General features: G+C 63.0%; 25 protein-coding genes, 2 tRNA genes and 1 pseudogene. 10 read left to right on the top strand and 18 right to left on the bottom strand.

Going from position 1 to position 26832, the window contains the following annotated elements; genetic code table 11:
- Positions 1–418 precede the first annotated feature (418 nt).
- Complete coding sequence (locus DFR52_RS04615) at positions 419–1681, top strand: outer membrane beta-barrel protein (RefSeq protein WP_110030693.1); 1263 nt, start codon at positions 419–421, stop codon at positions 1679–1681.
- A gap of 184 nt (positions 1682–1865) precedes the next feature.
- On the opposite strand, the gene DFR52_RS04610 is transcribed toward DFR52_RS04615, so the two are convergent.
- Positions 1866–2330 carry an Lrp/AsnC family transcriptional regulator gene (locus tag DFR52_RS04610; protein ID WP_110030692.1) on the bottom strand — a complete coding sequence of 155 codons (465 nt, stop codon included), beginning with the start codon at positions 2328–2330 and terminating at the stop codon, positions 1866–1868.
- A 160-nt stretch (positions 2331–2490) separates the two neighbouring features.
- Here DFR52_RS04610 and ald point away from each other — a divergent pair, with 160 nt between their 5' ends.
- Positions 2491–3609 carry an alanine dehydrogenase gene (gene ald, locus DFR52_RS04605; protein WP_110030691.1) on the top strand — a complete coding sequence of 373 codons (1119 nt, stop codon included), beginning with the start codon at positions 2491–2493 and terminating at the stop codon, positions 3607–3609.
- A gap of 223 nt (positions 3610–3832) precedes the next feature.
- Here the strand turns inward: ald and DFR52_RS04600 are convergent, their stop codons facing one another.
- From DFR52_RS04600 to DFR52_RS04575, 6 genes are all read right to left on the bottom strand, one after another.
- Complete coding sequence (locus DFR52_RS04600) at positions 3833–4321, bottom strand: DUF1203 domain-containing protein (protein WP_110030690.1); 489 nt, start codon at positions 4319–4321, stop codon at positions 3833–3835.
- A gap of 87 nt (positions 4322–4408) precedes the next feature.
- Positions 4409–4990 carry a GNAT family N-acetyltransferase gene (locus DFR52_RS04595; RefSeq protein WP_110030689.1) on the bottom strand — a complete coding sequence of 194 codons (582 nt, stop codon included), beginning with the start codon at positions 4988–4990 and terminating at the stop codon, positions 4409–4411.
- Between the two features lies 1 nt (position 4991).
- Positions 4992–5846 carry a 3-mercaptopyruvate sulfurtransferase gene (gene sseA / locus DFR52_RS04590; protein WP_110030688.1) on the bottom strand — a complete coding sequence of 285 codons (855 nt, stop codon included), beginning with the start codon at positions 5844–5846 and terminating at the stop codon, positions 4992–4994.
- Between the two features lie 32 nt (positions 5847–5878).
- Positions 5879–6358: a GFA family protein gene (locus DFR52_RS04585; RefSeq protein ID WP_210205761.1), complete on the bottom strand. Its 480-nt coding sequence runs from the start codon at positions 6356–6358 to the stop codon at positions 5879–5881.
- A gap of 31 nt (positions 6359–6389) precedes the next feature.
- Positions 6390–7115, bottom strand: coding sequence for an alanyl-tRNA editing protein (locus tag DFR52_RS04580; protein WP_110030686.1), 726 nt, complete (start codon positions 7113–7115; stop codon positions 6390–6392).
- A 4-nt stretch (positions 7116–7119) separates the two neighbouring features.
- Positions 7120–8157: a cysteine synthase A gene (locus DFR52_RS04575; RefSeq protein WP_110030685.1), complete on the bottom strand. Its 1038-nt coding sequence runs from the start codon at positions 8155–8157 to the stop codon at positions 7120–7122.
- 275 nt (positions 8158–8432) lie between these two features.
- On the opposite strand from DFR52_RS04575, the gene DFR52_RS04570 reads away from it, so the two are divergent.
- Positions 8433–9254 (top strand): SDR family NAD(P)-dependent oxidoreductase, encoded by an 822-nt coding sequence (locus DFR52_RS04570; RefSeq protein WP_110030684.1) that lies wholly within the window; start codon positions 8433–8435, stop codon positions 9252–9254.
- 7 nt (positions 9255–9261) lie between these two features.
- Here the strand turns inward: DFR52_RS04570 and DFR52_RS04565 are convergent, their stop codons facing one another.
- From DFR52_RS04565 to DFR52_RS04540, 6 genes are all read right to left on the bottom strand, one after another.
- Positions 9262–10569, bottom strand: a complete 1308-nt coding sequence (locus DFR52_RS04565) for an MFS transporter (protein WP_110030683.1) — start codon at positions 10567–10569, stop codon at positions 9262–9264.
- Positions 10570–10794: 225 nt separating this feature from the next.
- Positions 10795–12048: an SAM-dependent methyltransferase gene (locus DFR52_RS04560; RefSeq protein ID WP_110030682.1), complete on the bottom strand. Its 1254-nt coding sequence runs from the start codon at positions 12046–12048 to the stop codon at positions 10795–10797.
- A gap of 40 nt (positions 12049–12088) precedes the next feature.
- On the bottom strand, positions 12089–12856 hold the full coding sequence (locus DFR52_RS04555) for a DUF1365 domain-containing protein (protein ID WP_245415220.1): 768 nt from the start codon (positions 12854–12856) through the stop codon (positions 12089–12091).
- 94 nt (positions 12857–12950) lie between these two features.
- On the bottom strand, positions 12951–14288 hold the full coding sequence (locus DFR52_RS04550; protein ID WP_110030680.1) for an NAD(P)/FAD-dependent oxidoreductase: 1338 nt from the start codon (positions 14286–14288) through the stop codon (positions 12951–12953).
- Positions 14285–15739: a cryptochrome/photolyase family protein gene (locus DFR52_RS04545; RefSeq protein ID WP_245415186.1), complete on the bottom strand. Its 1455-nt coding sequence runs from the start codon at positions 15737–15739 to the stop codon at positions 14285–14287. The genes DFR52_RS04550 and DFR52_RS04545 overlap by 4 nt, the downstream gene beginning before the upstream one ends.
- 304 nt (positions 15740–16043) lie before the next feature.
- Positions 16044–17261, bottom strand: coding sequence for a sensor histidine kinase (locus DFR52_RS04540; RefSeq protein WP_158284854.1), 1218 nt, complete (start codon positions 17259–17261; stop codon positions 16044–16046).
- Positions 17262–17953: 692 nt separating this feature from the next.
- Here DFR52_RS04540 and DFR52_RS04535 point away from each other — a divergent pair.
- The gene (locus tag DFR52_RS04535) at positions 17954–18682 is read left to right on the top strand and encodes a DUF4145 domain-containing protein (protein ID WP_146215535.1); all 729 of its coding nucleotides are present in this window, start codon (positions 17954–17956) and stop codon (positions 18680–18682) included.
- Positions 18683–19314: 632 nt separating this feature from the next.
- Here DFR52_RS04535 and DFR52_RS04530 read toward each other — a convergent pair.
- Positions 19315–19650, bottom strand: a complete 336-nt coding sequence (locus DFR52_RS04530) for a hypothetical protein (protein WP_110030677.1) — start codon at positions 19648–19650, stop codon at positions 19315–19317.
- Positions 19651–20062: 412 nt separating this feature from the next.
- On the opposite strand from DFR52_RS04530, the gene DFR52_RS25070 reads away from it, so the two are divergent.
- Entirely contained in the window at positions 20063–20416 is a 354-nt protein-coding gene (locus tag DFR52_RS25070) for a Rap1a/Tai family immunity protein (RefSeq protein WP_425351131.1), read from the top strand.
- A gap of 227 nt (positions 20417–20643) precedes the next feature.
- On the opposite strand, the pseudogene DFR52_RS04525 reads toward DFR52_RS25070, so the two are convergent.
- Positions 20644–20808 (bottom strand): annotated as a pseudogene (locus tag DFR52_RS04525) (recombinase family protein); the annotation flags it as partial.
- Between the two features lie 121 nt (positions 20809–20929).
- A tRNA-Asn gene (locus DFR52_RS04520) sits at positions 20930–21004 on the bottom strand.
- 210 nt (positions 21005–21214) lie between these two features.
- On the opposite strand from DFR52_RS04520, the gene DFR52_RS04515 reads away from it, so the two are divergent.
- Positions 21215–21454 carry a PGPGW domain-containing protein gene (locus DFR52_RS04515; RefSeq protein WP_245415219.1) on the top strand — a complete coding sequence of 80 codons (240 nt, stop codon included), beginning with the start codon at positions 21215–21217 and terminating at the stop codon, positions 21452–21454.
- 276 nt (positions 21455–21730) lie between these two features.
- Here DFR52_RS04515 and DFR52_RS04505 read toward each other — a convergent pair whose 3' ends face one another.
- Together DFR52_RS04505 and DFR52_RS04500 are read right to left on the bottom strand one after the other, a co-directional pair.
- Entirely contained in the window at positions 21731–22642 is a 912-nt protein-coding gene (locus DFR52_RS04505; RefSeq protein WP_146215534.1) for a glycosyltransferase family 25 protein, read from the bottom strand.
- Positions 22643–22925: 283 nt separating this feature from the next.
- Positions 22926–22999: transfer RNA gene (locus DFR52_RS04500), tRNA-Cys, on the bottom strand.
- A gap of 287 nt (positions 23000–23286) precedes the next feature.
- Between DFR52_RS04500 and DFR52_RS04495 the strand changes: the two genes are divergently transcribed.
- From DFR52_RS04495 to DFR52_RS04480, 4 genes are all read left to right on the top strand, one after another.
- The gene (locus DFR52_RS04495; RefSeq protein WP_110030674.1) at positions 23287–23961 is read left to right on the top strand and encodes a protein-L-isoaspartate O-methyltransferase family protein; all 675 of its coding nucleotides are present in this window, start codon (positions 23287–23289) and stop codon (positions 23959–23961) included.
- A 192-nt stretch (positions 23962–24153) separates the two neighbouring features.
- Positions 24154–25488, top strand: a complete 1335-nt coding sequence (locus DFR52_RS04490) for a TolC family outer membrane protein (RefSeq protein ID WP_110030673.1) — start codon at positions 24154–24156, stop codon at positions 25486–25488.
- A gap of 135 nt (positions 25489–25623) precedes the next feature.
- Positions 25624–26355: a PopZ family protein gene (locus DFR52_RS04485; RefSeq protein WP_110030672.1), complete on the top strand. Its 732-nt coding sequence runs from the start codon at positions 25624–25626 to the stop codon at positions 26353–26355.
- 63 nt (positions 26356–26418) lie between these two features.
- The gene (locus tag DFR52_RS04480) at positions 26419–26793 is read left to right on the top strand and encodes a YbhB/YbcL family Raf kinase inhibitor-like protein (protein ID WP_245415185.1); all 375 of its coding nucleotides are present in this window, start codon (positions 26419–26421) and stop codon (positions 26791–26793) included.
- The last annotated feature ends 39 nt before the right edge of the window (positions 26794–26832 follow it).

Here is a 26832-nt window from a genome sequence, read left to right as displayed (position 1 = left end):
TCCGGTGACTGTTTCCCGGTTCTTCCCGTCGCCGGTCGTGACGTCAAGTGCCCTCGCGGGCCCGGGAAGGCGCTGGCTCTGATGGCGATGAACCGCAAGCGCTCCGCCGATCATCGGTCCCACTGGTACAAATCTCAAAATTTCCAGTTATTTTTTAGGATATAGTTGATGAGTGACCATGTCTTTCCTCGATGGGACTGCTGAATTCCGAAGCAATCCCAATGTCGAAGTGTGGGTCATCCCTGGTGAAGGATCGTGTGGCGTTGGAAGGCCCTCGTTTGTTAATATAGTTCGATTCAGATGTATATATGCAACAATATGCAGGGAATCTGCCGATTCCTGCGCTGTACTTATTTGAATATGCAGCTGAGTGTATTGCAGATGCAAAGTCGCGAATATAGCTTCGCCGGGCAATTCAATGCATCAGAGGGTGGTGGGTAACATGCGCAGATTTGCAGTCGCGATTGTTGCGGTGTCGGTGTCTTACGGCTCGGCAGGCGCCGCGGATATGATTCAGGAGACGGGATCTCGTGGTTTTGAATGGAGCGGATTCTATATCGGGGCGGGTGTCGGAGCGGGCGCTGCGGTCCACGAGGTCGATCTCAATTTCATCCCAGCCTCGCTCAACGGCATCGGCGGCGAGGGGGTGTATGGCGAAGTGGCGGTGGGTTACGACCACATGGTCACCGACCGCTTCCTCATCGGCGTGTTCGCAAACGCGCGCTACGGCGACATCAAGTCGACCGTGTCCGGGTTTGGTTTCAGCGCCGATGCCACCCTCGACACGGGCTATGATTTGGGTGCGCGTGCGGGCATGCTGCTGACGCCGACGACGCTCGGATATGTCCTGGGCGGATATTCGCACCAGAGCTACGATGTGGCTGCGCCCGGCTTTTCCTACGACTGGGAGACTGCCGGCTTCGTGGTCGGCGCCGGCCTCGAGACGGTTATCAACAACCGCCTAACTGCGAAGATCGAGTATGCCTATCGCCAGTATGAAGGCCATGATTTCGGCACCGGCGGGGCGATCGAACTGCCGACCTCCACCCATACGGTGCTGCTCGGTCTCAACTACCGGTTTGGCGCAGACGCGGCCGCGCCGGGGCCAGGCTTCGTCGCCGCGACCCCGTCCTGGACAGGCTTCTTCGTGTCGGGCAGCGTCGGTGCGGCGGGTCTCGTCCACGAGCTTTCGTCGCCGCTCATTGCCGGCAGCCTCAATGGCCTGGGTGCCGAAGGCGTGTTCGGGACGATCGGCGCCGGCTATGACCATGAGTTCGGCAATGGGATGGTCGCCGGCATCGAGGCACGCGGCCGGCTCTCCGGAGTGTCCACATCCCTTACCTTTCCCGGTTTCGACGCCTCGGTGGACGAAGAGTACGGCTTCGATGTCGTCGGCAGGCTGGGCTACAAACTCACGCCGTCGGCCCTGATCTACGGTCTTGCCGGCTACAGCTTCGCCCATTTCAATGTGGACGCCACGAGCTTCGGCTCGGTCTACGACTGGGATGCCAACGGCTATGTGGTGGGTGCCGGCATGGAGATTGCCCTCAGCGACCATCTGTTCGCCGGCCTGGAATATCGCTACGCCGGATATGAGGACGAGGACATCTTCGATGCCGGCCTGCTCTCGGTCGGGCCGTCCTCGCATTCGGGCCAGCTGACGCTCAAGTACAAGTTCTGAGCGGCCGCCGCCGGCGGTGTCCCGCCATGCCGCATGGACGCTGCCGGGGCCGCACCTTGGGCCTGCCGGTCCGGGGTGACACCTGAAGCACATCGCGTGAATTCGAATTCACGCGATGTGCTTCAGCTCTTTGATTTTGCATGTCGTGGTCCCCAAACCGCCGCACACTTTCGGGCGAGATGCATCAGTCCAGTCCGACATTCGGCCGGTCGATGATCTCGCGCAGCGCGAAGCTGGAGTTGATCTTGACCACATGCGGCAGGGCGGACAGCCAGTCGCGGTGGATGCGTTCGTAGTCTTCGAGGTCGCGGGCGGCGACCCGGAGAATATAGTCGTACTCGCCGCTCATCAGGTAGCAGACCAGCACATTGGGGCAGAGCCTGACGGCGGCCTCGAACTCGGTGAGCGTTCTGGCGAACTGGCCCGACAGCGATATATGGACGATGGCGATCATCCGGTAGTCGAGCGCCTTGTGGGACAGTCGTGCGTGGTAGCCGCGGATGACGCCGCTTTTCTCCAGGATGTCGAGCCGGCGGGAGGAGGCCGATTGCGAGAGCCCGATGCGTTCGGCAAGCGCCGCGTTGGAGATACGGCCATCCGCCTGAACCGCCTTCAAGATAGCGATATCCAGCCCGTCAAGTTCACTCATGCGCAACATTCCCCGAAAAAATGATATTTTGCGCAATAATATTCGATCCAGCTCGACTGATCAATTCAACTTCGCAAGGACATTTCATTCCCGCCATGGTCTCATCGGCTGCATTGAAACACCGGGATCCCGGAATCGGGCCCAAGCGGAGGAGAATACGATGCGTGTCGGCTGCCCCAGGGAAATCAAGAACCACGAATACCGCGTCGGTCTGACGCCGGGCGCCGTGCGCGAATATGTGGCTCATGGCCACGAAGTCATCGTCGAGACGATGGCCGGCATGGGCATCGGTGCCGATGATGCCGCCTACCAGGCCGCGGGCGCGAAGATTGCCGCCAGCGCCAGGGACGTGTTCGCCCGCGCCGACATGATCGTCAAGGTCAAGGAGCCGCAGCCGTCCGAATGGGCACAGCTGCGCGAGGGCCAGCTGCTCTACACCTATCTGCATCTGGCCCCGGATCCCGAGCAGACCCACGGACTGCTGGCCTCTGGTTGCACGGCAATCGCCTACGAGACCGTCACCGACGATCGCGGCGGCCTGCCGCTGCTGGCGCCGATGTCCGAAGTTGCGGGGCGTCTGGCCATCCAGGCCGGCGCCACCTCGCTGCAGAAAGCCAATGGCGGTCGAGGCATCCTGCTCGGCGGCGTGCCGGGCGTGCTGCCGGCCAAGGTCACCGTCATCGGCGGCGGCGTCGTTGGCCTGCATGCGGCGAAGATGGCCGTCGGTCTTGGCGCCGACGTCACCATTCTCGACCGCTCTCTGCCGCGACTGCGCCAGCTCGACGACATCTTCAACGGCCGCATCCATACCCGCTACTCGACCATCGAGGCGCTCGAGGACGAAGTCTTCTCCGCTGACCTGGTGATCGGCGCCGTGCTGATCCCGGGTGCTGCGGCGCCGAAGCTGGTCACCCGCGAGATGCTGTCGGGCATGAAGAAGGGGTCTGTCATCGTCGACGTCGCCATCGACCAAGGCGGCTGCTTCGAGACCTCGCATGCCACCACCCACGCCGATCCGACGTTCGAGGTCGACGGCGTCATCCACTACTGCGTCGCCAACATGCCCGGTGCCGTGCCGATCACCTCGGCGCACGCGCTCAACAACGCCACCCTGGTCTATGGGCTGATGCTGGCCGACAAGGGCCTAAAGGCGATCGCCGAGAACAGCCACCTGCGCGCCGGCCTCAATGTGCACCGCGGCCGGATCACCAGTCGTCCGGTCGCCGAAGCGCTCGGACTCGAATTGGCAGAACCGGATCTGGCGCTCAAGGTGGCGTAAAGCGCTTCGGTCTTCAGCGCATCGCGGAAGTGCTTTAGCTCTTTGATTTTGCATGTCGTGGTCCCGAAATTGCCGCACACTTTCGGGCGACATGCATTAAGCTCTCGATCTGGAACATTTTTCCCGCGACGAAGTGACGTTCACTTCGTAGGGGCACGGTCCAGGCCAAGCAATTCATCAGGCTCCGTGGGCTGTCCACACGCCCCGACCCGTCCGCATCATGTCATGCGGGCGGGTTTTCTGTCTCCGGCACGATCCTCCAATGATAGCAGTTGTTGCGCGACGAGCGGACATGGACGCTGGCGATGCGGGGATCGGCCAGCAGTCTGGCGGCGCGGTCGAGGATATGGTCCCGGGCAATGATCCCGCCGCTGCCGTAGACGATGCGTTCATCGGTGTCGTAGCCACGCAGGATGTAGTCAGCTCTCTCGAGAAAGGCGGGCAGGGTGCCTTCTGCAGGCGTCCCGGACTCACAGGGCTCGGCGTGAACGAAGACCGGTCCCGTCTCGGAAAAGGCGTGGCGGGTCGAAAACGGTCGCCAGGCGAGTAACAGATAGGCTTCACCGCTGCCGATCATGCGCATGCAGCACCGGCAAGGGACACCATCGCCATCGGAGACAAAGCGTTCCGGCGCATTGCCGTAGGCGTCGGCCCCGCCCGATCGGAAATGCGCGGCGGCGCTCTGGTCCATGGGGATGAAGGTGAGACGCATAGGGATGCTCCAGCTGAATGGTGCGGCCGTGATGCACCGAAGCGCACGTCGCCGCCACCCGATTCCCGCCGCACCCGCCCGCGATCCTCACTCCGCCTTCATCAGGGCAACGATTTCCGGATCGGAGAGAGGCCGGATGATCGCCTTGGTCTGGCTCACCGGCGAGAAGCCCATGCGCTGGTAGAGCTGCAGCGCACTTGAATGGTCGAGCGTGTTGGTCGACACCGTGACGCGGGTGGTCGCGCCCTGCCAGGCGGCTTCCATGGCCTGGCCCAGCATCCATGGACCCAGGCCACGACCGCGCACATGCGGCATGAGCCCGAAATACGCGAGATTGACCTGGGCTTCGCCCAGCCCCTCCAGCTCGAAGAACCCCGCCGGTGCGCCGTCGATGCCGAGAACCCAGATGCCCGTGCCGGGCGCATGAATGATGCCGGCCAGATCGGCATCGGCCATCCGGAGGCGGTAGACCCAATGGAATTCGCGGCCGACGCGCCATTGCAGATACCGGTAGAAATGCAGCGGAATCCGGCTGGTCCTGAGCAGGGTTGCATGCAGATTGACCGGCAGCACCGGCACCACGCGCAGCCGCGCGGTCATTTCAAGATGCGTCACCGTCGCCTGCATCGAGCGCGGCTTGTCGGCCTTCGGCTTTTCCGGCTTGGCCATCTCACGCCTCTCCAGTGGCCACGGGCGTATCATCCCGCCCGCCCCACTCGCTCCAGGATCCGTCATAGAGCCGGCTGCCCTGGTGGCCGAGCGACCTGAGCGCGAGCGTGATGACGGCGGCCGTCACCCCGGAGCCGCAGGTGGTCACCACAGGCTGGCCAAGGTCGACGCCGGCTGAGTCAAAGATCGCCCGCAACTCGCTGAGCGATTTAAGCTTTCCTCCCGCGGAAAGGCTCATCACCGGCACGTTGCGGGCGCCGGGCATGTGGCCCGACCGCATCCCGGCCCGGGGTTCGGCCTCGACGCCCGTGAAGCGGCCGGGGCCGCGCGCGTCGGCGATCTGGCTGCCGCCATTGGTGACGATGCCCATCATGTCGTCGAAGCTTGCGACGGCGCCCGCGTCGAGCGTCGCGGCGAAATCCACCGGTTCCGGAGTGCGGGGAAGGCCTGTTTCGACAGGGCGACCCTCGGCCTTCCAGCGGTCGAAGCCGCCGTCGAGCACAAGGACATCGCGGGCCCCGAAGCTTTTCAGCATCCACCAGACCCGCGGCGCGGTGAACATGCCCGGTCCGTCATAGACGACGATGGTGTCTGTGTCGGACAGGCCGAGGCCGCCCATGGCGGCGGCGAACTGAGCCTCGCCGGGCAGCGTGTGCGGCAGCGACGCGCCGGGTTCGACAATGCGATCCTGGTCGAAGAAGAGGGCGCCGGGAATGCGCGCTGCCTGATATTCGGCCACCGGATCGCGGTTCTGCGCCGGCAGATACCAGGAGGCATCGACGATCCTGAGCTTCGCATCGTCAAGCCGCTCGGCGAGCCAGTCGAAGGAGACGACGTAGGGACTGGTATCGGTCATCGGGTGTTTCCTGCTTTGTCGGGTCGCCGCGGTCAGTCCGAGACGTTGCCGGTTCTTTCATGCCATTGGGCAATCGATTCGTCAGGATAGCGCGGAAACGTCTTGTCGCGCGGTCCCAATTGAGGCTCGACCCAGCCCGGCTTGAAGTCGAGCATCAGATGGGTGGATTCGTCCGGCTTTGGCAGGTCGGTGTCGATTGCCGAGGCGAAGGGGTGGATGAGCACAGGCCAGTTCGGATCATAGACCCAAAGCGCGCTGCCGCACGTGCTGCAGAAACGCCGCTCGCCCTCTGACAGGCCGTCCTTCATGCGGGCGTGGAACATGGTGATGTTCTCCTCGCCCTTGACGTCGAGCGTGTCGGTCAGCCCCATGATGTTGATGGCGTAGCCGCCTCCGCCCGCCGTCTTGCGGCAGATCGAGCAATAGCAGCGCTGGTAGGGTACGGGATGCGGGCTGTCGCAGGAAAAGCGGACGGCGCCGCAGTGGCAGGATCCTTCAAGACGCATGGTCATCTCCCTCGCGGATAGGCGTAACCGGGCCGGCCTAGTCTGGAGCGGCTCCGAAGCGAATGCGGAATCGGCGGTTTTCCTTGCCCTTCTTCTCGATCTTGCCGATGTGGATCTCGCCCACCTCGGCGGTGGAGCGCACATGGGTCCCGCCGCAGGGCTGGCTGTCGACCGAGGAAGCCTCGCCGATGCAGACCAGACGCAGGCGGCCGGTGCCGCGCGGCGGACGCACATTCTTGGATTTGACAAGGCCGGGATTGGCATCGAGATCGGCGTCGGCGATCCATTCGATGGACACCGGATGGTCCGCCCTGACGAGTTGCATCAGCTTTTCGGTCACCTCGGCCTTGTCGATGGTTTCGGCCATGTCGAAGTCCACGCGGCTGTCGTCCTCGCTGACGGAGGCACCGGTGATCGGGAAGGGGCAGACGACCGAGAGCAGATGGCAGGCGGTGTGCATGCGCATCAGCTTGAGACGCCGCTCCCAATCAAGATGCATGATCAGCCGATCGCCGATCGCGGGCATCGGCTGGCCAAGCGCAGGAATGTGCAGGACCTGCTGCTTGGTCTCGCCGGTCACCGTGCCGACGATCTCGATCCGGCCGCCGTCGGCGCGTTCGAAATGGCCGGTGTCGCCCGGCTGGCCGCCGGAGGTGGCGTAGAAGCAAGTCCGGTCGGTGAGGATGGCGCCGTCCTCGCGCACGCCGGTGACAACGGCCTCGCAGCTCTTGAGATAAGCGTCATCGAGAAACAGCAGGGCCATGGGATCATTCGCCGGAATAAGGAATGGAAAGGCTGCTTTCGGCCGTCAGCCAGCCCGGCACCGGCAGTCCCTTGGAGATCAGGAATTCCGGGTTAAACAGTTTGGACTGGTAGCGGTTGCCGTAGTCGCACAGGATGGTGACGATGGTGTGCCCGGGTCCCATGTCGCGGGCCATGCGGATGGCGCCCGCCACATTGATGCCCGATGAGCCGCCCAGGCAAAGGCCCTCGTGCTCGAGCAACTCGAAGACCAGCGGAATCGCTTCGGAATCGGGGATCGTGTAGGCGAAATCGGGGGTGAAGCCCTCGAGATTGGCGGTGATCCTGCCCTGGCCGATGCCCTCGGTGATGGAGGAGCCCTCGGACTTGAGTTCACCCTTGTTGTAGAAGCTCGCGAGCGCCGCGCCTTCCGGATCGGCAAGACCGATCTTGATGTCCTTGCGGAAGCCGCGCAGGCCCTCGGCGACGCCGGCGAGCGTGCCGCCGGAGCCGACCGCGCAGATGAAACCGTCGACCTTGCCGTCGGTGTCGCGCCAGATTTCCGGCGCTGTTGTCTTCACATGCGCCTCGCGGTTGGCGACATTGTCGAACTGGTTGGCCCAGATGGCGCCATTGGGGTCGGTCTTCGCCAGTTGCTCTGCCAGCCGGCCGGACAGCCGGACGTAATTGTCCGGGTTCTTGTAGGGCTTTGCCGGGACCTCGACCAGTTCGGCGCCCAGCAGCCGGAGCGCGTCCTTCTTTTCCTGGCTCTGGGTCTCGGGAATGACGATGACGGTGCGGTAGCCGAGCGCGCGCGCGACCATCGACAGGCCGATGCCGGTGTTGCCGGCCGTGCCCTCGACGATGGTGCCGCCGGGACGAAGCAGGCCCTTGCGCTCGGCGTCGCGAATGATTTCCAGAGCCGCCCGGTCCTTGACCGACTGGCCTGGATTGAGAAATTCCGCCTTGCCAAGAATGGTGCAGCCGGTGAGCGCCGAAGCAGCGTTGAGCCTGATCAGCGGCGTGTTGCCGATCGCCTTAAGTACGGAAGGAAGAATTTGCATGGGAATCCTGTCATTTTCGCCAGAGACTAAGCAGGCCTTTTTGGCTTCTCAAGACCCGGTGGAAAAGAAAAACCATTCGCCGGATCGGCTCCACTGGAGATTGAACGTCCGTCTTGCACCGAATCCGTCGCTTTGTCGCGCCCGGCGGCAGGGCCATCGGCAAATTCATCAGGGGCCGCCGGATTTTCCGGGAGAATGGCGCCGAGCCGATGGGGGATGAAACAATCCGCGGACGCACTACCTATCAGACCTGACGCCACCACTGGAGACGCCTCATGCCCCATTTCACCGTCCGTCCGGTCGACGGCGCCGCTTGGATTACCGGAGCCTCGAGCGGCATCGGCCGTGCCGTGGCGCTTCTGCTGGCCGCCAAGGGGTTCACCGTGCATGCAACGGCCCGCAGCGCCGACGATCTTGACGCGCTGGCCTCCGAAGCATCGGGACTGAGCGGCCGGATCGTCGCCACGCCGGGCGATGTGACCGATCCCGAGGCGATGACGGCGATTGTCGAGCGGATCATCGCGGACACCGGACCGCTGGCGCTGGCAATCTTCAATGCCGGCGTGTTCCTGCCCGTGTCGGGCGAAGCGCTGCAGGCCTCGCGCTTCAAAAAAACATTCGACGTCAATCTGATGGGGGTGGTCAATGGCCTGGTGCCGGCGGTAGGGGTCATGAAGCCGGCGGGCCGCGGCCAGATCGCAATCGTGTCCTCGGTGGCGGGCTATTCCGGTCTGCCGTCGAGCGCCGCTTACGGCGCCAGCAAAGCGGGGCTGACCAACATGGCCGAGAGCCTGAAATTCGATTTCGACAAGCTTGGGATTCGGATTCAGGTCATTCATCCCGGCTTTGTCGAGACACCGGCGACGGAGAAGAACCCGTTCGAGATGCCAGCGTTGATGAAGGTCGATGACGCAGCCGGGCGCATCGTCGAGGGACTGGCATCGTCCAGCTTCGAGATCACGTTTCCACGGCGCTTCACCTATGTGCTCAAATTCTTGAGGATGCTGCCCTATCCGCTCTACTTCACGCTGATGAACAAGGCCACCGGCTGGGAGGACCGGCCGCTGGAAACCGCAATGCGCGAGGACAAGGCGTAACACCCGGTCAGCGGCGGCTGTCGATCTCGTCCCGGAGCCTGCTCTGCCCGGCCTCGTCGAGCGGGAAATTCCACATCAACGCGATTGCCGCCAGCTTGGCGATGATCGGCAGCCAGGCGTAGGCGATGGCGAGCGCCAGCACTCCTTCGCGCGCCACGCCTGTGCCGCCGGGCACGAAGCCGAACAGCGCCAGCGCCGGAAACACGATTCCGACGCCAGCCGCCAACGCCAGCTTTGTAACCAGGCTCCAGGCGGCGAAATAGACGCCCGAGCGTTGTTCGCCTGACGAAGCCGTGTCGACGTCAATCACGTCGGCCTGGATCGCGGGCGGCAGCGCCAGGTCGAAGCCGAGCAGCAGTCCGGTCAGTGCGCAGATGGCGCCAAATCCGATCAGCGCGCCCTCCGGCAGCAGCGGAGCGGGGGCAAAGGCGAGGCAGGCGGCCAGCATGCCGAAACACCAGGCCCGGTGCTTGCCGATCTTTCGCGCCATGAATGTTGCCAGCGGCACGCCGGCAATGCCGCAGAGGAAATACAGAAACAGCAGCGGACCGCGTGCGTCGGGCAGCGCCAGCCGCTCGGAGACGAAATACAGAAACAAAGTCGCCGGGATGCCGTTGGCGACGCCGTTGAGGAAAAATGCCGCGATCAGCCTGACGAAGGGTTTGTTGGCGGCGATGTGCCTTAGCCCATCGCGCAAACCGATGCGCTTGCTGCTCCGCTCCACCGGCTCGGGCACCCGCCAGACCGCGACGGCGCCTGTCACTATAAGCAGCACCGCGACCGCGGCGCCTAGGATTGCGAGCCCGTGCCAGCCGTCCGGACTGGCAAAGCCCACCGTGAAGGGCAGCACGATCGCCGTCAGCGCCCCGCAGAGCGTGAGTGCCTCGCGCCAGCCGGCGAGCCGCGCCCGTCCGTGGTAGTCGTCGGCGAGTTCCGCGCCCCAGGCGGAGAAGGCGATCAGCGCGCCGGAATAGCCCAGCGACAGCGCCAGTCCCCAGCCGGCAAGCCACAGCGGCGTGGCGCCGGCCGGTGGCGCAAACAGCATCCACGCGGCAAGCGCGGTCAGGGGCAGGCTTGCCGCAAACAGTGTCCTGCGCCGGCCGAAGCGCGGCCGGAAACGGTCGCCGGCCCAGCCGATCAGCGGATCGTTGACGGCATCGAACAGCCGCACGATCAGAAGCGCGAAGCCGACCGAGGCCAGCGGCAGTCCCAGCGTCTCGGTGTAGAAGGTCGGGACCAGCACGTAGAGCGGCAGGGTGAGGGCGGCCAGCGGAATGGCCGGAAGCGCGTAAAGGACGATCTGCGCCAACGGCATCGGTGGAGAGGCCGGGCGAGGGCGTCCGGCGCCGGCGGGCAGGGTGGCGGCTGGCTCGTCGTTCACGCTTCTCACTTTCGCCGCCGCCGCTGTTTTGGTGGGGCGGCTTTCTATCGTTCATTCAATGGCTTGCGCGGCACTGCTCGCTGCCTGATTCCGCTTCTTCGGGAGATGAATCAGGTCAGGTCGAGGTGCCCGGCGGCCGGAGCTCCGGCGCAGGCGCTCTCAGCCGAAGACCACCTGGCGGACATTGACATGGCCGGAGCGGAAGCCTGCCTCGCAGTAGTAGAGGTAGAATTCCCACAGCTTGCGGAAGCGGTCGTCGAAGCCCAGCGGACGGATGGTGTCCCAGGCGCCCCAGAAACGGTGCCGCCATTCGGCGAGCGTCCGGCCGTAGTCGGGACCGAAGGCGCGGTGGCCCACCATCTCCAGACCGGCATCCCTGCCGAGCGAGACGAGATGGCTTTCCGCCGGCAGCATCCCGCCCGGGAAGACGTAGCGCTGGATGAAATCCGGGTTGTTGCGGTAGGTCTTGTAGGCCTCCGGCTTGATGGTGATGATCTGCAGCCCGGCGCGACCGCCCGGCTTGAGACAGTCGCGCACCTTGGCGAAATAGGTCGACCAGTATTTTTCGCCGACCGCCTCGAACATCTCGATGGAGACCACGGCGTCGTATTTGCCGGTCTCATCGCGGTAATCCTGGAACTTCAGATCGACCTTGTCGGACAGGCCTGCCTTCTCGATGCGCTCGCGGGCGAAGGCCAGTTGCTCGTGGGAGATGGTCAGCCCCGTGACATGGCAACCAAGCTCGGAGGCGGCGTATTCGGCAAAACCGCCCCAGCCGCAACCGATTTCCAGCACCCGGTCGCCCCGCTTGATGCCGGTGGCCTCAGCAAGCGCGCGGTACTTGGCGGTCTGCGCGCTGGCGAGATCGTTGGCGCCGTCGCTGAAGAGCGCGGAGGAATAGGTCATCGTCGGGTCGAGCCACTGCTTGTAAAAGGCATTGCCGAGATCGTAATGGGCAGAAATGTTGCGTCTGGCGCGGCGGCGGGTGTTGGTGTTGAACCAGTGCCGCATCTTCTCGATGATCCTCAGCACGCCGCGGGCGCCGCCGGCGAGATGGTCGCCCATCTCCACATTGATGAGAAACAGCTCGAGAAAGCCGGTCACATCCGGGCTTTCCCAGTCGCCATCCATGTAGGATTCGGCAACACCGATGGTGCCCGCCGTCAGGGCCCTGTGGGCGAGGTTCCAGTTGTGCAGGATCAGCACTGCCTCCGGCCCGTCGGCGAGGCCGTCGATGCGCACGCTTCGGCCGTCGGGCATGCGGATCACCAGCCGGCCCTGCGGCAGGCTGAGCAGGCCCTTGAGCGCCATCCTTGCCTTGGCTGGAAGGCCGCGGACATAATGCGAGAAATTGTCTGCCGACAGGCGTTCGGCGGACGTGATGATGGCGGGATCGGATGTGAAAGATGTCATGCCCGTGAACTCCAACTGTTTACGCTTGCGATGTCCCGGCTCACTGCCCAGGCTGACCGAAGCCTGTTTCGTCACGGTAACTGACGCTTCCGGGCGGCGGCGGGCGGTGCACGAGACGCACCCCCTTCAGCCACAACCTGAGTGCTTCCCAATGGATGCCGCCGATGATTTTCAACGGCAGAAACGGAATCCGCAAGAGATTTTTGCCTAGCGCCCAGGTGGTGAGTGCCTGCCGTCGGGCCGAATAAGTTGCGGCTAGGACAGGGCCGTCGGCGTCCGTCTCGAGTATCCTCCATGTCATCGCTTCCCCAGGATCGTTCATGCGGAAGAGGTAGTGCAGGCCGAGCTCAAGGAAAGGCGAGACATAGAATATCTTGGTCCGCGACTGGCGGATGCCGGCTGCCGAAGCCTCGCCCGGCAGCACCGGGCAGACATAGGAGTGGTGCTCGCCGAAAGTGTTGCGCACCTCGTACACCAGCGCCGTCAGCCGGTCGTCCTCGTCGTAGGCGTAATAGACCGAAAGCGGATTGAAGACATGGCCGAGGATCCGCGGGTAGCAGGCGAGCAGCACTCTTGCCGCGGGTCTGGCCAGTCCGGCGCGCGCGAGCAGTCCGTCAATGTGGCTGCGCAGGTCGGGGGCGGGCGAATCGCGCAGGTGGTCCCTTTCGAAGAAGGACACCAGGTTGGCGCGGTTGACCGAGAAGAGGGGCGAGAGCCTGCCGGCTGCCGGCAGTTGATCGAGATCGACCATCAACGAGAAGACGCGGTAGCGGAAGCGGTGGCCGATGGGCCTCATGCGCTGGTGCATGACGTCGCCGACATAGAGCCGCGCCGGCGCGTCCGCCGCGGATCGCGTCGGCGCGGGGGCGGACCGGCCCGTGGTGGTGGTGGCGTTCACCGTCTCACGCCGCCATCGTGTGGGCGGCCGGAGCCTGGCGCCAGGGGAATCTGCCGCCGAGCGCTTCGGCGGCGCGGATGCCCGATGAAAGTCCGTCCTCGTGAAAGCCGAAGCCGGTCCAGGCGCCGGCATAGCTGGTGGCGTTGTCGCCCTGGATGCCGGCCAGTTGTGCCTGGCGCCGCATGGCGTCGGCGCCGAATTGCGGATGGTCGTAGCTGAATGTCGCAAAGACCAGCTTCGGGTCTGGCTCGCGGTCCGGATTGAGGGTGACGAACAGCGGCAGGCTTTCATCGATGCCCTGCAGCCGGTTCATCCAGTAGGAGACCGCGACATTGGCATCCGACCCTTCCCTGGAGGAGCGCATGTAGTTCCATGACGACCAGACCTTGCGGCGCCTCGGCATCAGGTTGATGTCGCGGTGCAGGATCACGCGGTTGGGCGCATAGGGGATGGCGCCCAGTATCTCGCGCTCTTCCGGAGTGGGCTCGGCAAGCATCTTCAATGCCTGGTCGGTGTGACAGGCAAGGATGACATGATCGAAATGCTCCTGCCGGCCATTGCTGTCGAGCACGGTGACCCCGTCAGGGCCACGGTCGATCCGGACAACACCGCAATCAAGCCGCAGCCGATCGGCGAGCGGGTCGAGAAGCTTGCCCAGATAGTTGCGGCTGCCACCGGTGACCGTGCGCCAGGCGGGTCGCTCCGAATGAATGAGGCGGTGGTTCTCGAAGAAGTTGACGAAATAGGCGGCCGGGAACTCCAGCATCTTCTTGGCCGGCGTCGACCAGATCGCGGCGGCCATCGGCACCAGATAGTTGTTCATGAAGCCGGGCGAAAACCGGCGCCAGTCGAGATAGTCGCCGATCGAGCGGCTGGCCAGATGCCCGGCCTCGCGATCGATGAGGCAGATCCGGTTGAAGCGCAGAATTTCACGCAACATCATCAGGAATGAAGGCCGGAGGAAATTGCGCTTCTGGGCAAACAGGGTGGAGAAGCTGTCGCCGCCCCATTCCAGCTTTCCGTGGTCGAGCGACAGCGCGAAGCTCATGTCGCTCTGACGGGTTGCGACGTCGAAATGCGCGAACATCGCCGTCAGGTTGGGGTAGTTGAGCTCATTGTAGACGATGAAGCCCGTATCGACCGCGATGGCGGTGCCGTCATAGTCGATGTCGACGGTGGCAGTGTGGCCGCCGGACCGGCCCTGGCTTTCATAGAGGATGACATCGTGCAACTGCGACAGCGACCACGCGGCCGACGCGCCGGAAATGCCGGAACCGACAATGGCGATCCTCTTGCGATTGTCCGGCCGGATGACCGGAGAAAATGGAGCGTGGACGTTCATGCGGCACCCTTGATCTGGTTGTAGGCGGAGAGTGCCCGGTCACGGGCAGCCTTGTGGTCGACGATCGGTTCCGGATAGGTCCGGCCGAGCCGGACGCCTGCCTCGGAGAGGATCGACCGCGGCGCCTCCCAGGGCTTGTGAATGAATTTCGCAGGCATTTTCGACAGTTCAGGCACAAAGGCGCGCACATAGGCGCCATCGGGATCGAATTTCTCGCCCTGCAGGATCGGGTTGAAGATCCGGAAATAAGGCGAGGCGTCGGCGCCGCAGCCGGCGACCCACTGCCAGCTGGCGGCATTGGAGGCCGGGTCGGCGTCGACCAGCGTGTCCCAGAACCATTCCTCGCCGCGGCGCCAGTCGATCAGCAGATGCTTGGTCAGAAAGGAGGCGGCAATCATGCGGACGCGGTTGTGCATCCATCCTGTCTTCCAGAGCTGGCGCATGCCCGCATCAACGATCGGATAGCCGGTCAGGCCCTTCTCCCAGGCCTCAAGCGCCACCGGACTGTGCGCCCAGGGAAAGGCGTCGAAGCGCCGATTGTGGTTGGCGCGCGGCAGATCGGGCTCATTGACGAGCAGATGCCAGGAGAATTCTCGCCATCCGACCTCCTTGCGGAACACCAGCTCGTCACGGTCGCTGCCCGGGGTCTCTGCGCCTGCGAGCGCCTCGAAGATCTGGGCCGGCGTGATTTCGCCATGGGCGAGATGCGGCGACAGCCGCGAGGTGTTGTCAACCGACGGAATGTCGCGGCCTTCGGCATAGTCCGCAATGCCGTCGCCGAGGAACTCGTTCAGACGGGCCCGGGCGCCGGCTTCGCCGGGGGACCAGCCATCGCGCAATCCGCCGGCCCAGTCCGGTGTGGTCGGCAGCAGTTTCCAGTCGGAGAGTGCTTCACTGGCCACAGTCAGGTCGGGCGCCACCAGGCGTTCGGGCGCGGGCTGCGGCGGGCGCGGCTCGCCACCCGCCTCGAGCGCCCGCCAGAACGGTGTGTAGACGCGGTAATGTCCGCCGCCGCCCGTGCGCAAACGGGTCGGCTCATGCAGCAACTGGCCGGGAAAGCTCACCGCGCGCAGGCCGGAACTGGTCAGGCACGACTTGACGCGCGCGTCCGCGGCACTCCGCGCCGGGTCATAGCTGCGATTCCAGTAGACCGCCGAAGCGTTGAACCGGACGACAAGCATGGCCAGAATTTCGAACGGATCGCCGCTGAGCAGAGTCAACGGACTTCCGAGCGCCTCGAGCCGGGCCGCGAGTTGCTCCAGGGAGTGGTGCAGCCACCACTGTGCAGCCGCGCCGCGAGGACGGGCAGGCGAAGCGGTCTGGCGGATGTAGACGGGAAGCACGGCCTCGTGGGCACTGCCAGCGAAAAGAGCGGCGTTGTCGGCCACGCGCAGGTCGTCCCGCAGCCACACGATCGCCACTCCCGGCATCCGGACGGTCTCATCTTTCATCATTCGGTTCCGATTTTGCTGCGCCCGCGAGTCATGACTTTGGTTCAATGAACGTTTGACGGACGGGACGGCAAGAAAGTTTCAACGCCGATTGCGAAAAGTGAGGAATTGGCAGCAATGCGCCGAGATGGAAGGGGCAACCGTGCGCTACATCGAATCAGCGGCAGGTGTGCCGACGACGGGTGCCGGAGGGCCGGCCACTGCGGGTGCGCAATGCGACCCGGATCGTCGGAGGACGCCTACAGATATGCAGCGGACGCCTTCACGATTGCCCGCGGTCGCCGGCCTGGGCCGACCTCGCGGGTCAGTCCGCCAGCAGCGCCGACAGGGGAATCCTGACCAGGAAAACCGCGCCCGACGGGGAGCTTGACGTCTCCAGGACGCCGGACAGGGATTTGGCCAGCGAGCGCACGATCTGCATGCCCAGTCCGCTCGTCGATGCAGGGTCGAAACCGTCCGGCAGGCCCGGTCCGTCATCAGAGACCAGAAGGACGAAGTCGGTCTCGCTGGTGGTGGACTCAACCGTTATGGCGGGCGAGCGGCCGTGGGAAGCCGCATGCTTGATGGCATTGGTGATGAGTTCGGCGGTCAGAATGCCGAGCGACACCGCGCAGTCGGAGGCCACGGACACCGGCTCCGCGTCCACCTTGATGACCAGGTCGGATTCGCCATGGGATTCGGCCAGCTGGGCACCGAGATGCTCGAGATAGGGCGCAAAGGCGACATGTTCGCTGTGGGCGCCGCTGTAAAGGGCGCCGTGCACGCTGGCGATGGTGGAGATCCGGCTGGCTGCGTTCTGCAGAGCCGACTTGACCTCCTCATTGCCCGAGCGCCGCGCCTGCATTTTCAGCAGGGAGCCGACCACCGACAGGCTGTTCTTGATGCGATGGTCGATCTCCTTGGCCAGCATCTCCTTGAGCCGCAGGCTTTCCTCGAGTTCGCGATTGAGCGCCCTGATCTGGTTGTGAGACATTTCCTTCTCGATCGCCACGCCCAGCGTGTTGGCCAACGACTGCAGGAAATTGGTGTCGTTCGATGAAAACGACCCATTCGAGGGGCTGTCGGCCTCCAGCACGCCAAATCGCTCGCTGTCGCCATCGATGAGCACGTTGATCGCCCGCTTGACGTCGTGCTCAACCATGATGGCCGGGGTGCGGAAGCGGCTTTCCGTGTCCAGATGATTGGAGATGACGGGTTCACCGGTCTCGAAGGCAAATCCTGCCGGCGACTCGGTGCCGCCCGGCACGGTGGCATGGCCGACGACGCCGTCGCGCCAACCGATGCCGGCGATGATCAGAAAATTGCCGTCGGATTTGCGCCATTCCATGACCTTGGCCAGCCGCACGCCCAGGCCCTCGGCCGCAATCTCGCAGGCGCGGGCGAGAATCGCCGCCAGGGTCTTGTCCTGCAGGGCGAAGCGGCCGAACTCCGCCACCAGCGATTGCTGCCGGAGGCGCTGCTCGAGACTCGCCGTCGCGACGGCGTGAGACCCGGCTGAACTGCCGGAGGTTTCGTTGATCATGACCGGGTCCTGCTGAAATCGTTGCCTGCCAGCCATATAGGAGAAAACGCCGGCCGTACAACCGGTCTGTCACCGGCCAGGGGATAACCTGCGGGGGGCTGTGCAAATCGGCGTCACCGGCGGTCGCCGGCCTGCGTCACTGCCGTCACGGTGAAAAGGATCGGGCGAGCGGCAGGCGGCGATTGCCCCCCGCGAATTGCCGCAGGGACGCCGCCGAAGCCGTGCACGATCAGACCGCATGCCTGAAACCGTCGTGATCGAAGCAACTGCAACGATCCGGACGCTGTCGATAGATTGGCGGAAAGAAGGTTCACATGCCCGCGCGGCATGATGCCACGGCGAGGCAGAAGCAATGGCTCCCCGGGCCGGACTGGCCCTCCCTGAGGTTGACTGTGGTCATGCGAAGTGAAGGTAAAGGTCTTGCCCCAATTGTTCCTGAGCCAGTCCCGCATGTCCCGGTCGAGACGAACTGGAACGGGCGCTGGTGCAATTCTCAAGACCGTCATGAGCATCACAGGACACACTCAGGTGAACGTTCTCATGAAGCACTATGCGGACGTCACGGACGGGAAGCAGAAGGAGGCGCTCGAAAGGGCATTTGGGTGATTGCGCCATACAGTGCGTAGTGTATCTTTCCGTGTGAGAGTAGCAGCCTGATAAAAGGGTGGTCGAATTATTTGTGGAGTTGATGCGTGTCTGACGATTTGCCAAAGAAAACGGAAGATTTACCAATGGCAAGCGGCGTGCGTAATCCTCCGGTCAAACTGAAGCAGGCTCCCGTTTATCTGGAAGGCCAATTTTCATGTCCAAGATGCGGAGTATTTTCAACGCAGCAGTGGACCAGCCTGTATCGTCGGTTCAATCCTGGCGGCGGTGTTCGTCACATTCAATTGTCAGATATTAGCATGTCCCAATGCTTGGCATGCAGTGCAAAGTCATTGTGGTTCGAGAAGAGGTTAGTGGTCCCCGAGCAGAGCTTCGTTGAGGCCTTGCCGGAGGATCTGCCTGCAGAATTTATACGCGACTTCGAAGAAGCCGCAGCGATTTCAGCGCGAAGCCCGCGAGCTGCAGCAGCACTTCTTCGAATGTGCGTCGAGGCGCTCTGCAAGGATTTGGCTGGTCGGAGCAAGTTTGATCAAGCAATTGGCGAACTGGAGCGACAGGGGATACCAACTGAAATTAGTATCGCATTGGACGTAGTGAGATCAAATGGGAACGAAGTTTTGCACGCTGGCAAATTGTATGGTGATGATGACGATCATACGGTGAGAATGCTGTTCGACATTGTCCGTTCAATTGTAAACTGGGCGATAACGCAGAAGCGCAATCTTGCGCAGCTGTACGCAGAAATTCCCGATACGAAACGGGCTGCAAGTGAAGAACGACGTAGGAAGAGCAGAGAGGCGGCTGACGGAGGGTAACGTGCCCGATATTTGCGACTTCTTCAAATATTTGGATAGAATTTTCCTTGCCCCCCCTCGATAGGGGCAGCATCTCCTCTTCCCCCCATGCCCCCTGTTGAACCTATGGCTAGGTCTTTGATGTGTCTGTCAGGTGCTGGCTCGTGCCCAGCGCAGCGGGCGGTTCTGAGCGGTTTGGCAAGGGGTTGGAGTTTCGTCCGCTCGCGTGTGCGATGCCCCTTCTCTGCCGCCCGTTGAGGCAACCGGGTATTGCTCTGTGGTGACCATGAAGGCATCGCCACGATTCTCGTTGAGACGGTTCTGCGGGTCCCGATCAAGCTGCCCAATTGGTGCACGGCACAAGATGACCTACATGCAGTTTAGAGGCATAACGCAGACTAGGAGTCGGCAAGAGAGGGATGTGGGGATGTCAGAGCCATGCGCAGTTTGGGGGACAAGAACCTTTGAAAGCGGGCGGGTGGGCGACCGCCATGATTACCATTCGCCAAGGGCTGGGGGCAATATTCAATCAGCGGTAGCCGCTCCGCAGCCACAGGGACGAATGGGAAGAGCAACGGGGTGAGCGTGGCGGCGCCGTGAGGGGCAGCGGATGCCAAACCAATGAATGGTGCAATGAGTTCGAGGTCAGAGGCTTATTCTATCTCAAGAAAGTTTCTCTTGCCGGACGGATCAATTTCGATCCTGCCGTCAGCATTGCAAATTTCCTTATGACCTGTATCGGGGCGCTCGAAGTGAATTTCACCTTTATCATCTAGCGTGATGTACCAGTATTTTCCGGTTCCATAATCTTGCATTTCATAGATGAGCTCCATCGCGCACGCTTGGGTAACATAGCCCCAGCCACGAGCTATGTAGGCGATTTTCTTTTCAGACAGACGATCCACACGGATACGCTCTCGCGCCGCTTGAGCTGTGACCATGGTTACCAGCATAAGGGTGAAGGCGATTGCGATTGGAGTGTAGCGCATTGTTTTTCTGACCTATTGTAGATGTGAACCGGCCCCGGGCGTTGGCACGCTCTTACCTCTTGACAATGTGCTCTGCAATTCGAAATAACTGACAGCCAAGAGCTGCCGGTCACCTCAGCTCACACCCTCGACATCTACTGCCTTCGCAATTCGTATTGACAGACGGCGTAGTGTGGAGCCGCTGGATCCGGCACCCGAGAGATCGGGTACAGAGTGTTTGTTCGGGGTGATCGTCTCAAACCCGCTCCCGCAATTCCACGCAATCCCTCCGCAGGACTGGTCAGGAGATTGGGCCAGAGACTGATCAACAGAGCGACCTGTCGTCAAGATGTGGACTGACTAGCGATTGCGCGCTGAGGGTTGACTGCTGGTCCGTCGGGCAGCAGTGTCCGGTATTGCGGAGGTTGCAAGGATGAAGGTGAAATTTGTGGGGCTGTGTGCCGCTCTTCTCGTCAGCCATCCGGGCACTTCAGTGGCGAGATATCTAACAGGAAATGACCTTCAGGAACTCTGCGCGTCATCGGAGGTGGGGTGTATGTCCTACATTATGGGCGTTGTGGGAGGAGTTCAAACAAATGATGCCCTCGTCAACCGATCAAGCGAGAACAGAACGGCAGCATTACGTCTTTGCATTCCCGCAGGGGTGAGCGCGACCCAATTGGTCGATATCGTCAAGAAGTCCATTGATGGGCAGCCTGAAACTCGGCACCAAGATGCAGCCTTCCTCACTGTGTTAGCAATTACGCGCGCATTTCCTTGTAAGTGATTCGAACCGACGTCGTGGCCGGAAGCTTTGGAAATAGTACCAGAGGATTTCTGAAAACGTTGCCGACTGATCATTCTCTTATCTTATTGCGTGAAGGCCCCCTTTGTGGCCTGGTGAGCCTCAAGGGATAGCTTCGGTGTACGTCTACCTCGACTTGTTGGTCCAATCATGGGGTGGTCCAGGTCTCGGGCCCTCCGTCATCCACTCCGACTTGCGAAATATTGCAAATCTGGGGGCATGCCGTCGAACGTCATGTTGTTGATGGCCGTCCGGATGATCACGCCCCGCCGGACAAATTCCCTGATGGTGTCTGTCACGTCATGGTAGTTCCGGCCTAGCCGATCGACCCAGCGGACGACCAGCGTGTCTCCAGCCCTGAGCATGTCGAATACATGCAGGGCTTACCATGATGAGCGCCATAGCACGTGTACTCCCCAGTGTACCGTGAAGTGTACCTCGGGGGAGCCTCTAGGCGTTGAAACCATTGAGAAATCTAGCGAAATAGATAAGGAGTGGCTCCCCGGGCCGGATTCGAACCAGCGACCGATCGATTAACAGTCGATTGCTCTACCACTGAGCTACCGGGGACCGCCGCCGTTTGCAGCGTGGGGGGCCTATAACAAATGCTTCGGCGATTTGCCAAGCTGTTTTTCAAAAAAACGCCCTGTCTTGCAAAAGTCGGGCGCCAGTCCCATCTCAGGCGCCCGGCCGGCCGTGTGGAACCGGCTGCGGGTAGAACAGGATGCTGCAGTGAAGAAGAAGTCGGACTGGTTTCATTTCGACGGTGGTCGCGGTGAAATCACCATCGCGCGCCGCGTCTTTCGCCTGCCGGCCAACCGCGCGCCACGCATTGCCGTGGGGATCGCGCTGGTGTTCTGCGGCATTCTGGGTTTCCTGCCGGTGCTTGGCTTCTGGATGATCCCGCTCGGGCTGCTGGTGCTGTCGCAGGATCTGCCGACCGTTCGGCGCTGGCGGCGCAGGCTTTCCGTGCGGATGGGACAGCGGGGCAGGGCCCGTCGGCAGCCTCCGACGCGGTAGGGCCCTGGGCACGCGCCGCTATCTGCAGAATGCCCGCACCAGTTCGGCGCTTACGCGTCGAAGTCACCGGATTCCAGCCCGGCCGCATAAACCCGCCTCAGCCCGTCTGCCAGTTCGATCCGCGGCGACCAGCCGGTTGCCCGCAGCTTCGCGCTGCTCAGCAGCTTGCGCGGCGCGGATAACTCCGGAGCGCGCCGCTGTCCGTCGCTATCCGTGTTCCGAAACCGGCCCCGCTTCCACGCCGACCCCGGTGCGGCTGGTTGCCGCGCGAGCCGGTCACCCTTCCGGATCACCGCTTTGCATGTATGTTGTCTCGTAACCGTGGCGCGCGCGGTATCGCTCAAAGGCCCGCCAATTCATGACATCACGGGAAATGTTGAGCATCAATCCGTGAAGCGAGCGACTGATGCTGCGTCGCTTGCTGCCGAGCCTGCTCTGTTCGACGAGACTGCCGCCCAGTTCGGCGCTTCCATCGACAACGGCATTGCCCGGAACGGACCACACATCCAATCCCAGTTCCCAGTAGTATTTGATGTCCTCATCGACAGCACGAAACACCTTGCCGCGCGTCAGGTAGCGCTCGGCGCCCTGCCTGGAGATGAAATAAGCCACCATGCCGGCTCTCGGCCTGGCCCATTTCACCAGGCGGATCGCCTTCACAGTGGTCGCGATGGCCGCGCCCACCGGATCGTGGCGGGGAAAATCAAACAGCTTGACGAGATTCCGGTTCCCGCCCATCAGATCGGCGAGGTTGTTCAGGCAATCCACGACGGTCTTCGCGTCGATCACGCGGAAATCGTCCTCCAGCACCAGCGCATAATCGTGGCTGCTGGCCAGCAGCGCGGTCCAGGCCATGCGGTGGGTACCATACACGGCGATCTCCTGCCTGGTCGGCCGGCGCTTGCTGCGGAGCAGCCCGAGGCGACTGTCGTAGAGGTCGTCAACCCCCTTGTCGCTCGCGACCATCCCGTCGACCAGCGTGATATTCTCCTGAGCGAACAGCGCCTCGGCCTGGGCGCGCGCCGACGTTACCCGTTCCGGGCTGGATTGGCTGCATGTGAGAATGGCGACGAGGACTGGCAATATCATATATTCCGGTGATTTGATGATTGGCGCGACACACCGGCGGGGTTGTAGATCGGTTTCCTCCGCGTTGAAAGCGGGGCACATCCAGGGCGTGCTGGCCACCGGTGCCGTCAGGCGTTCCCTGCAAAGGGTGCTGCATCCGCGGGCCGATCAATGGCTTCCGGCATCCCCACGCCGGCATGAGCGGCGCTGCCTTGCATTTGGGCGCTTTGACGAATCAATCCCGGACAGGGCGGTGTTGGGAGTGACATCGCTGCGGCGCCGTGAGACGGACAAAGATCCGGCTTGCGGAGTTCCGGTCGGTCAACGAGCGTCGCAACCGGATCATCGGTGCCTGAGCTGCGATGGTCAGACCATCGGTGTGTTTTCATGGAGCGGAACGAATTGGAGGCCTCGCCCGGAATCGAACCGGGATGCAAGGATTTGCAGTCCTCTGCGTAACCACTCCGCCACGAGGCCTCTGGCCGGAACTTGTCCGGACGGCAGGCAAATAGACCGAGATGGCCGGAGACGCAAGTGGGGTCCGACAGCTTGCGTGGCGCCTGCGCCGTTTTGGTGCATTCCAAGCCCCAATGGCAGGGCGGGCCCCGACCGCTTGCCTCAGGGGGAATTCACGGTGGCAACGACCGGTCCGGCGGCTGTCCGGTGTTGCCAAGCGCCGAATTTCCCGGTCACATGGAGTGGTGCGGCTTGAAACTCGGACCCGGCCGTTTTAAGAGGCGCAGGCACAAGCATCGGAGACTCGGATGGGCATCGACTACACGCAGGCGCGCCAGAAGATGGTCGACAATCAGATCCGCACCACGGACGTGACTTCGCACTCGGTGCTGAAGGCGTTCCTGACGGTCGCGCGTGAGGATTTCGTTCCCGCCAGGCTCAAGCCGCTCGCCTACATCGATGCAGACCTCGAGATCCGGCCCGCCGGCCCCGGTGCGCCCGCCCGCTACCTCATGGAAGCCTCTCCGCTGGCGAAGCTGCTGCAACTGGCCGGCGTCTCCAAGTCCGACGTGGTTCTCGAGATCGGCAGCGGCACCGGATATGTGTCGGCGCTGCTTTCGCTGCTCGCCGGCTCGGTCGTGGCCGTGGAGAGTGACCCGGACCTCGCCGCCGCCGCGACGCGGACGCTGAGCGAGAACGGCTATGACAATGTTGCCGTCGTGACGGGCGACCTTGCCGCCGGCTATCCGAGCGAGGGACCCTACGACCTGATTTTCATCAGCGGATCGGTCGATCACGTGCCCGACGCCCTCGGCGCGCAACTGCGCGAGGGCGGGCGCCTGGTGACGGTAGTCGGTCACGGACCGGCGGCGCGCGCGGAAATTCTGGTGCGCGAGGCGGGGACCCTGTCGGGCCTGCCGGCGTTCAACGCATCGGTCAAGCCGCTTCCGGGTTTTGCAAAGGCGGCCGCTTTCGTCTTCTGACCAAGGCCGTTTCCGCGCGCCATGCGGCTCGTTATTATAAGCTGTTGCGCATCCGCCACGTGACTGTGCATTATGGCCGCTGCTGGCAATCCTAGGCATTGTACGGTGCGCCACATCGGATCATATGTACGCTGACGTTGATTGCCGGCTGTTCAGCCTGGCGGACGGTCGATTACGTGGAGAGTATTACCGGTGTCCCTGTTTCGAAGAACCCTTGTTTCCGCCCTGGCGATTGCCCTGGTGACAGCCACGCCGGTGTCGGCAAGCGCCGAATCACTGTTCGGCGCGATGGCGAAGGCCTATGAGAACAATCCCGACCTCAATGCCGCCCGTGCCGGCCTGCGCGCCATCGACGAGGGCGTGGCGATCGCCAAGTCCGGGTACCGGCCGGTTATTGCCGGCGTATCGACGCTGACCACCACCGACACCGAGGGCTACACCGTCAACTCCGCAGCCGTGGGCGTCGAGATCAGCCAGCCGCTGTTCGACGGGTTTCGCACCCGCAACTCTGTCCGCGCCGCCGAGGCCAACGTCTTTGCAGGCCGCGAAAATCTGCGCGGCACGGAAATAGACATCCTGCTCGCCACCGTGCAGGCCTATGCCGGCGTCATTCTCAACAATCAGCTTGTGGTCTACTACAAGGAAAACCTGAAATTCCTCCAGGAACAGCTGTCGGCCTCCAATGCGCGCTTCCAGGTGGGTGAGGGCACCCGCACCGATGTGAGCCTCGCCGAGGCGGAGCTGCAGGCCGCAAGGGCCTCGCTGTCGGCAGCGACGGCCGATGCCGCCACCAGCGTCGCGACCTATGTCCAGATCGTCGGCTCGGCGCCCTCCAAGCTTCAGGCTCTGCCGATGCCGAAGCGGCTGTTGCCGCGCAGCCTTGAGGCCGCCGTCGATGTCGGCCTGCGCGAGCATCCCACAATTCTGGCGGCGCTGCACGGCGTCGATGCTGCCGCTTATGGCGTCAAGGTTGACGAGGGCGCGTTGCTTCCGGGCGTCTCCGTCTCCGGCTCGGTGACGCAGGGCGACGGTGGCGTGACCACCTCGCAGCTGCAGGCCAGGCTGTCGGTGCCGATCTACAGCGGTGGCCTCTACTCGGCCACCGTCCGGCAATCGAAGGAAGCGCTGGGCCAGCAGCGGATCCTGGTGGATTCGGCCCGCCGGGCCATCCAGCAGTCGATCGTCTCCTCCTGGTCCCAGATGGAAGCTGCACGCGCCACGATCGCCGCCAACAAGGCGCAGGTTCAGGCGGCCTCGCTCGCCGTCAACGGCGTCGTCGAGCAGCGCAATGTCGGCCAGAGCACCACGCTCGACGTTCTCAACGCGCAGCAATCCGTGATCACCGGCAAGCAGGCGCTGGCGGCGGCGGAATACAATGCCGTCGTGGCGGCCTACGCGGTGCTGGCGGGAACTGGTCGGCTGACCGTCGACCGCCTCGGCCTGCAGGTCGCGGCCTACAAGCCGGAAGTTCACTACGAGGCCACCAAGGACCGCTGGTACGGCCTGCGCACCGTCGACGGCCGCTGAGCGGAGTCGGCGTCAATATCTGTGCATGACGTCCAAACTTCCCGGTCGCGGATTCTCTTTCGCTGCCTGATGGCTTATCGTGTTTATGATTCGCGGGCGCTTGCTGCCCGATGTAGTGAGTAACGGAGAGTCACGATGGCACAGGCAGGCGCACAGCGCGAACCTTCTATGGAAGAAATCCTGGCGTCGATTCGCCGGATCATCGAGAGCAACGAGCCTGCCGAGCAGCCGCTCGCCGACGACCATGGCGATGAGGATCTCGATGCGGCCGCGGACGCCGATGTGGGCCATCTCTCCCATGCCTCGCTTGCCGACGTAGCAGCCCGGGTCCGGGCGGAAGGCGCGGGCAACGGAAATGCGGACGCCCAGCAGGATGTCGCAGAGCTCATGCGTCTGGCGCTGGTCGCCGATGACGTCGATTCCCCGCAGCCTCGGCCGGAAGCGGCCGGACCTGCCCCCGAGCAGGCTGCCCCGAGCGCCGACGATCGGCATTCGCGGGTCGTGAACACGCAGGGGTCATCGCCATTCGCCCCCCGGCAGGCCTATCCGGCAGAGCCGGATCCAGTCGCGACACGGGCAGAGCCGGCGGCTTCCCGCCCCGAGCCGGCTATGCCGGTCGAGACAGGTCAGGCCGTACCGCATGCGGGTGGTCAACTCATCTCGATGGATGCCGGCGCCAAGGTGGCCGCCTCGTTCGATCACCTTTCGGCGACGCTGGCTGCCAGCAGCACGCGCAGCTTCGATGAGATCGCCGAGGAACTGCTCAAGCCGATGCTGCAGAATTGGCTCGACGACAATCTCCCCACCCTGGTCGAACGGCTCGTGCGCGAGGAAATCGAGCGGGTGTCGCGCGGCACCCGTCGCTGACAAGCGGTTGCATATGCTGCGTTTTTCGGCCACGGTGGGACATCGAAATCCGTGGAGTGGAAAATGCCGATGCGTGCTGTTCTGATTGCCTTGTCGCTGGTGCTGGTGCCGGCGACCGCTTCTGCCATGTCGATGAGCTTCAGCTGGGGTCCGACGAAGAAATGTCTCGATACCAAATCCCCGCCCATCGTCCTTTCGGATGTTCCCTCGGGGACCAAGACTTTGAAATTCAAAATGGTCGATCTCAATTACCTCAGTTTCAACCATGGAGGTGGCACTGTTCGTTACTCGGGCAGGAACGAGCTGCCTTATGGTGCATTTCGTTATAAAGGGCCGTGCCCGCCTTCGATGCATTACTATCAGATGACCGTTGATGCGTTCGATGCCAACGGGAAGAAACTGGCTACCGCCAAGGCTCGTCAGTCATACCAGAAGTAAGCAGGGCGGAGGTGCAGTCAAGAATTTGCAACAGGCCGG

Origin of the sequence: Hoeflea marina (assembly GCF_003182275.1) — a bacterium.
Lineage (GTDB): Bacteria > Pseudomonadota > Alphaproteobacteria > Rhizobiales > Rhizobiaceae > Hoeflea > Hoeflea marina.
This window is presented reverse-complemented; position numbering and strand designations above follow the sequence as displayed.

Coding starts and splice junctions, on each gene's coding strand:
- DFR52_RS04615 (WP_110030693.1), top strand. CDS start 419: ATGCATCAGAGGGTGGTGGGTAACATGCGCAGATTTGCAGTCGCGATT.
- DFR52_RS04610 (WP_110030692.1), bottom strand. CDS start 2,330: ATGAGTGAACTTGACGGGCTGGATATCGCTATCTTGAAGGCGGTTCAG.
- ald (WP_110030691.1), top strand. CDS start 2,491: ATGCGTGTCGGCTGCCCCAGGGAAATCAAGAACCACGAATACCGCGTC.
- DFR52_RS04600 (WP_110030690.1), bottom strand. CDS start 4,321: ATGCGTCTCACCTTCATCCCCATGGACCAGAGCGCCGCCGCGCATTTC.
- DFR52_RS04595 (WP_110030689.1), bottom strand. CDS start 4,990: ATGGCCAAGCCGGAAAAGCCGAAGGCCGACAAGCCGCGCTCGATGCAG.
- sseA (WP_110030688.1), bottom strand. CDS start 5,846: ATGACCGATACCAGTCCCTACGTCGTCTCCTTCGACTGGCTCGCCGAG.
- DFR52_RS04585 (WP_210205761.1), bottom strand. CDS start 6,358: ATGACCATGCGTCTTGAAGGATCCTGCCACTGCGGCGCCGTCCGCTTT.
- DFR52_RS04580 (WP_110030686.1), bottom strand. CDS start 7,115: ATGGCCCTGCTGTTTCTCGATGACGCTTATCTCAAGAGCTGCGAGGCC.
- DFR52_RS04575 (WP_110030685.1), bottom strand. CDS start 8,157: ATGCAAATTCTTCCTTCCGTACTTAAGGCGATCGGCAACACGCCGCTG.
- DFR52_RS04570 (WP_110030684.1), top strand. CDS start 8,433: ATGCCCCATTTCACCGTCCGTCCGGTCGACGGCGCCGCTTGGATTACC.
- DFR52_RS04565 (WP_110030683.1), bottom strand. CDS start 10,569: ATGCCGTTGGCGCAGATCGTCCTTTACGCGCTTCCGGCCATTCCGCTG.
- DFR52_RS04560 (WP_110030682.1), bottom strand. CDS start 12,048: ATGACATCTTTCACATCCGATCCCGCCATCATCACGTCCGCCGAACGC.
- DFR52_RS04555 (WP_245415220.1), bottom strand. CDS start 12,856: ATGCACCAGCGCATGAGGCCCATCGGCCACCGCTTCCGCTACCGCGTC.
- DFR52_RS04550 (WP_110030680.1), bottom strand. CDS start 14,288: ATGAACGTCCACGCTCCATTTTCTCCGGTCATCCGGCCGGACAATCGC.
- DFR52_RS04545 (WP_245415186.1), bottom strand. CDS start 15,739: ATGAAAGATGAGACCGTCCGGATGCCGGGAGTGGCGATCGTGTGGCTG.
- DFR52_RS04540 (WP_158284854.1), bottom strand. CDS start 17,261: ATGATCAACGAAACCTCCGGCAGTTCAGCCGGGTCTCACGCCGTCGCG.
- DFR52_RS04530 (WP_110030677.1), bottom strand. CDS start 19,650: ATGCGCTACACTCCAATCGCAATCGCCTTCACCCTTATGCTGGTAACC.
- DFR52_RS25070 (WP_425351131.1), top strand. CDS start 20,063: ATGAAGGTGAAATTTGTGGGGCTGTGTGCCGCTCTTCTCGTCAGCCAT.
- DFR52_RS04495 (WP_110030674.1), top strand. CDS start 23,287: ATGGGCATCGACTACACGCAGGCGCGCCAGAAGATGGTCGACAATCAG.
- DFR52_RS04485 (WP_110030672.1), top strand. CDS start 25,624: ATGGCACAGGCAGGCGCACAGCGCGAACCTTCTATGGAAGAAATCCTG.
- DFR52_RS04480 (WP_245415185.1), top strand. CDS start 26,419: ATGCCGATGCGTGCTGTTCTGATTGCCTTGTCGCTGGTGCTGGTGCCG.